Annotated in this window: 5 protein-coding genes; all 5 read right to left on the reverse strand. The window is 55.6% G+C overall.

All coding sequences use genetic code 11. The features are described 5' to 3' along the window. Window positions 1–51: 51 nt before the first annotated feature. Entirely contained in the window at window positions 52–1,116 is a 1,065-nt protein-coding gene (gene ppk2, locus ACWVCN_RS00205; protein WP_455243484.1) for a polyphosphate kinase 2, read from the reverse strand. Between the two features lie 28 nt (window positions 1,117–1,144). Beyond that, window positions 1,145–1,504: a DsrE family protein gene (locus tag ACWVCN_RS00210; protein WP_455243485.1), complete on the reverse strand. Its 360-nt coding sequence runs from the start codon at window positions 1,502–1,504 to the stop codon at window positions 1,145–1,147. 70 nt (window positions 1,505–1,574) lie between these two features. After that, entirely contained in the window at window positions 1,575–2,981 is a 1,407-nt protein-coding gene (locus ACWVCN_RS00215) for a c-type cytochrome (protein ID WP_455243486.1), read from the reverse strand. Between the two features lie 41 nt (window positions 2,982–3,022). Next, window positions 3,023–3,652, reverse strand: a complete 630-nt coding sequence (locus ACWVCN_RS00220) for a c-type cytochrome (RefSeq protein ID WP_455243487.1) — start codon at window positions 3,650–3,652, stop codon at window positions 3,023–3,025. Between the two features lie 20 nt (window positions 3,653–3,672). Continuing rightward, window positions 3,673–4,791, reverse strand: a 1,119-nt coding sequence (locus ACWVCN_RS00225; RefSeq protein ID WP_455243488.1) for a sulfite oxidase, incomplete at its 5' end; no start/stop codon positions are given.

Genomic DNA, 4,791 nt, shown 5'->3' on the forward strand with positions numbered 1-4,791 from the left:
ATCCTATTTAAGGACACGAGTCGGTTCCTGGCTGATCGCGGGGTTGGGTCATCAGAAGTCCAATTCAACCATTTTTCGATGGAACCGCGTCACAACGTTCGGATCCGGCTCCAATCGCACCTCCGCATCTTCCTTCCCTTTGTACGGCAATAAGTTGAGGACATACCGGAGGCTTTCGAGACGCGCCGCTTGCTTGTCATTCGCCCTCAAAATAATCCAAGGGCTGAATGTTGTATGCGTCTTACTGAACATTTCCTCCTTGTAGCGCGTATAAGCATCCCACAATTCTTGTGCTTTCTCATCGACGGGACTTATCTTCCAATGCTTGAGCGGATTCTTGCGCCTGGCTTCGAATCGCTTGAACTGCTCCTCCTTAGAGATCGAAAACCAGAACTTGATGATCGTCACGCCATCTTCATAGAGCATGTGCTCGAATTCCGTCACCTGCTGAAGGAACCGCTGATGATCTTTTTTGGTGCAGAACCCCATCACCGGTTCGACAACGGCACGGTTGTACCAGCTACGGTCGAAAAAGACGATCTCGCCTTTGTTCGGCAATTGCCTGATATACCGCTGAAAATACCACTGCCCCCGCTCTTCGTCGGTCGGTTTTGGAAGAGCGACGACACGCATCGCGCGAGGGTTCAGATGCTCGGTGAACCGCCTGATGGTCCCGCCCTTGCCCGCCGCATCACGCCCTTCGACCAAGATCGCGATGCGCTGGCCTTCAGATTGTACCCAACGTTGGAGTTTGACCAATTCGACTTGAAGTCCTCGGAGCTCCTGATCATACAGCAGGGTCTTTCGGACTTCTTCGATGTCGATATCCCGGTTACGCAACAACCGGACCAGGCCTTTTCTTGTGTTGATTCGAAGTAGATCATCTTCGGTCAGCATACGGACGGTTTCGCTCATCGGGCCGGAATGCACCTTCATTTCCGAACTTGCTCCTATTAGATATCCGTCTCCTTCTCTGGGAACGATTGTGGGAATCGCCTCTAAATCATCAGCCAGAAATTCTCCGTCTTTCCCCACGATGTCGCTCACATCACCGTCATGACTACGGCGGTCTTTCCGTCCCTTCAACTTCTCCTTCGACTCACCATCAGAACCCATAACCCCTCCTTTATAAGCAGATTTCCTTCTAAAATGTCACGTTACGGTCCCGTTGGGCTACTTCTTTAATGAAATCCGGCATGCCTTTGATCGTGGCACCGGCAACGAGATCAGATGGAGTAATCTGCCTGGCTACAGCGCAAGCGCCGCAGACCCAAATCGGCACACCGGCCGCCTGCACGGCGGCCAGTAATTCTTTCAGTGGAGTCAGATTCACGCCGCTTACGTGCTCGGCCGTGCCTTTTCTCCCGATCGCCACGGCTTCGTTCCATAGCCACACTACGACGTCATGGCCCTGTTCCTTCGCCGTCTTGGCAGCCATGAACGGCAATGTTGCCATCGTGGAATCGTCTGTGCCCCGGCTACCCGAAATGATGAAGCTCGCCATTCTTTTTTTCTCCTTCGTTGTTTTTCCAACAATCTTTGCCTTGCATACCTCAACCTTTACCCAGACGAGCCTATTTCGCCAGCGTACGAATGTAATGGATCAGCTGCCAGACCGATTCATCCGGCAGCGCGGCAAAGGACATCATGCCGGTCCCTGGCGATCCGTTCTTGATGATCCAGAACAACTGACCGTCCGGGAGATTCTTCATCATGGCCCCACAGGTGAAGTTTCGCGGCGGGGGTACCAGCGCTGCCCCCATAAATCCTTTGCCGTCTCCCTTTTCTCCGTGGCACATGGCACAGGCCGCCGGTTGTGCCGTCTTCAGGAACAGCGTTTTCCCTGCTTTGATCACTTCGGGCGATGCCGGAAGTGGATTAGTCTTGGCGAGAAACTCACCCGGGGCCTTTGCGGTCTTGCGTGGCTGGATACAGGCATCACCCGCGCCGCTGCTGGGAGCTGTCGCCACCTCGGGCGCCCCTTTGAATGTCGCCTTTAAGTAGGCAATCACGTCTGCGACCCCCTGCTGTCCGATCGTCAGATTCCAGTAGGGCATGTTCGGCGATTTTCCCATCGCAGCGCCGCCATGATTGATCACGTTGTAAAGGTATTCGATCGGAATTTTTTCAAACGGGATGTTGGCATGGATCGCCGGCTTCGGATCCAACCCAGATGCGGCAGGCCCGTCACCTTTACCAGTGAATCCGTGGCACTGCGCGCAATATTCCTTGTAGAGGCCCTTCCCGCGATCGACACTCGCGTTCGCGAACTCCGGAGCTGTCCAAGGTTCGTAATAGTTGTAGTCCGGTACGCCCTGTGTCGCAAGATAGCCAATCACCGCCCGCAATTGCGGGTCTGTTGCATCCGCAAGAAATTCCCCGGTATGGATGATGAAATCCTGCGGGTTCTGCCCAAAACGGTACAGCCAGTCCATGTTGTACCGCTGACCAGATTTCTGCAGCGCGGCGCTCTGGGGACCGCCGATGACCTTCCCGTTCTCTTCAATCGTGTGGCAACCCAAGCAGGCATGCGCCTTGTATGCCATCCCGCCGAATGTTGCTTCAAACTTGGTGACCTTCGTTGTGTCAAACGCGCCGACCTTCACACGAGGATCCTTGTTGTGCTCGGCAAAGTAATCCGCAATCGCGTTGGCCTCCGCTTCCGTCACCATCGGATGTTTGGTCGGCACCTGGCTCAAGTCCCAACGGTATCCCTTGGCGTAGAGCGGCGCTTCCTTGCCTGTGAGCCATCGAATCAACCACGATCGCTGATATTTGCTGCCGGCCCAAATGAGATCGGGCGCTTTGAGATTGAAACGGGATTCGGCCTTCCCTTCCAGCCGATGGCATTGAACACAGGTTTGCTGAATGATTTCCTTTGCGCGTGGTTGATCGCCGCCGAACAGGAGGCGTGGAAGGGATATGAGCCCGATCAATACCACCACAGCCGACCCGATCATCAACCCGCGTTTCATCTGCATGATCACCGCTCCTTTCATTCGAACCTTACTTAATGTGATCCTTACTTCGTCAACAACCAGGCATGAATATCAGCGATGTCTTGTTGACTAAGCGCAGATCCCCACGCCGGCATGGGACCCCGTCCGTGCAACACGGTATCCCAGAATTGTTCCTCGTGTTTCAGAATGGGATTCTTCGCCAGCTTCGGACCCATCCCTCCGATCGCGCCCACTCCATGGCAGGCTTGACAATTATTGGAGAAAACAGTCGCGCCACGAGAAGCCAGGCCTGTCACGGGACCTTCAGCAGGCGTAGGCTCATGGTTAAAGGGCTCGGCTTTCTGGATTTCGTTGTCGAGCGAAGGGAGGTTGTCCGGTGCATCAGGGTGATACCGCGCAGAGAGATACCGCACCAACAAGTCGGCTTCTTCTTCAGAGATCTCCGCGCCCCAATGCCTCATCTTCTCGACCGTCGCCTGCCACCGTTCGGGTGGCAATCGCTGTTGTGTAATGAGATCAGGGGTATGACAGACGGAACAGCGCGCGATGATCAAGGTCTCCGCTCGCGGAGCCAGCGCTACACTTACCGGCTGGCGGTCTCCTTCTTGCGCGGCGGTGACCGCCGCGAAGCCAGCAACTGCCAGCATCACACAGAAACCAACCACGTCCGTTTTACGGTCAAGAATCCTCACCTCGCCATGCTCCTCCCTCCTTACCCCTCACCCTTTACCATGACGTTCACGCGGTCCCATCCGTTCCACAAAAATCCGCTCGGGTTCCACGGCGTCCTTTCCGGCTGAGTCTCCCCCCTCGAGTCTGTGGCGCGGCAGAGCACAGTGGCGGTTCCCGCAGTCTTGGCATTCCATACGAATTGCCATTGTCTCCACGCGTAAGGATGTTCTTCGCCAAGTAACCGTGCCTGCTCCCAGGATGTTCCTCCGTCCACAGACACTTCGACTTTGACAACTCTCGCCTCTCCTGCCCATGCGACGCCTTTGACGGCGATTGGTCCAATATTGACGGATTCTCCGTCAGCGGGTGCCGTTACCAAAGACTTGACGGGCATCTCTTCGACCGGGAGCATCCTCGGCTCGGGCAGACCGGAGTCCTGAGCCACGGTCGTCACGGGAATGCGATAGGCCTGCTGCATGTAATAGCCCGTCGCCTCGCCGGTTTGAACGGTAATCTCCGTCAGCCATTTGATACAGGATTCGGCCATCCAACCGGGCGTGATCAGTCGGAGGGGTGCACCGTGAAGTAGCGGAATCGGCTTTCCGTTCATCTCGAACGCCAATAAGGTATCCGGATGAAGCGCCTTTTCGATGGGTAAACTACGAACGAAGAGAGGCACCGAATCCAAGACGGGTCGATCGGCTCCGAGGAATTGAACATGCCTGGCCTGGCTCTTGAGTCCCGCCTTCGCCAAGACATCTTTCAAACGGACACCTGTCCATTCCAGATTGCCGACGGCTCCTCGCTCCCATTGCACGCCTGGCACTTTCGGACGATGGAAGGCACGGCCGTTGCCGCTACATTGCAGGACGCTGGTGACGGTCGCCGGTTCGAACTGCTTCAACTCTGTCAGGCTGAAGCTCAGAGGTTGATCAACTTTACCGCCAACCTTGAGTTGCCACACCGTCGCATCGATCGCTTCAGGATTTGGAGGACCGAAATGACTGCGAACGAACAATCGTTCGTTGGGCGTCAGCCAAGAGGTCAACTCGCGTACCGGCGTTTCGGCATCAAACGGCCGCATCACCCTGGTGATCAACGAACCGCTTGTCTTCGAAAGATTTTCTGAACGGGCTAAGCCGGTCACCCATCCGCCGAT

Source organism: Petrachloros mirabilis (genome assembly GCF_975968855.1).

What these genes read in the sequence shown, in the direction of transcription:
- ppk2 (WP_455243484.1), bottom strand. Translation starts at nt 1,116, where the DNA reads ATGGGTTCTGATGGTGAGTCGAAGGAGAAGTTGAAGGGACGGAAAGAC.
- ACWVCN_RS00210 (WP_455243485.1), bottom strand. Translation starts at nt 1,504, where the DNA reads ATGGCGAGCTTCATCATTTCGGGTAGCCGGGGCACAGACGATTCCACG.
- ACWVCN_RS00215 (WP_455243486.1), bottom strand. Translation starts at nt 2,981, where the DNA reads ATGCAGATGAAACGCGGGTTGATGATCGGGTCGGCTGTGGTGGTATTG.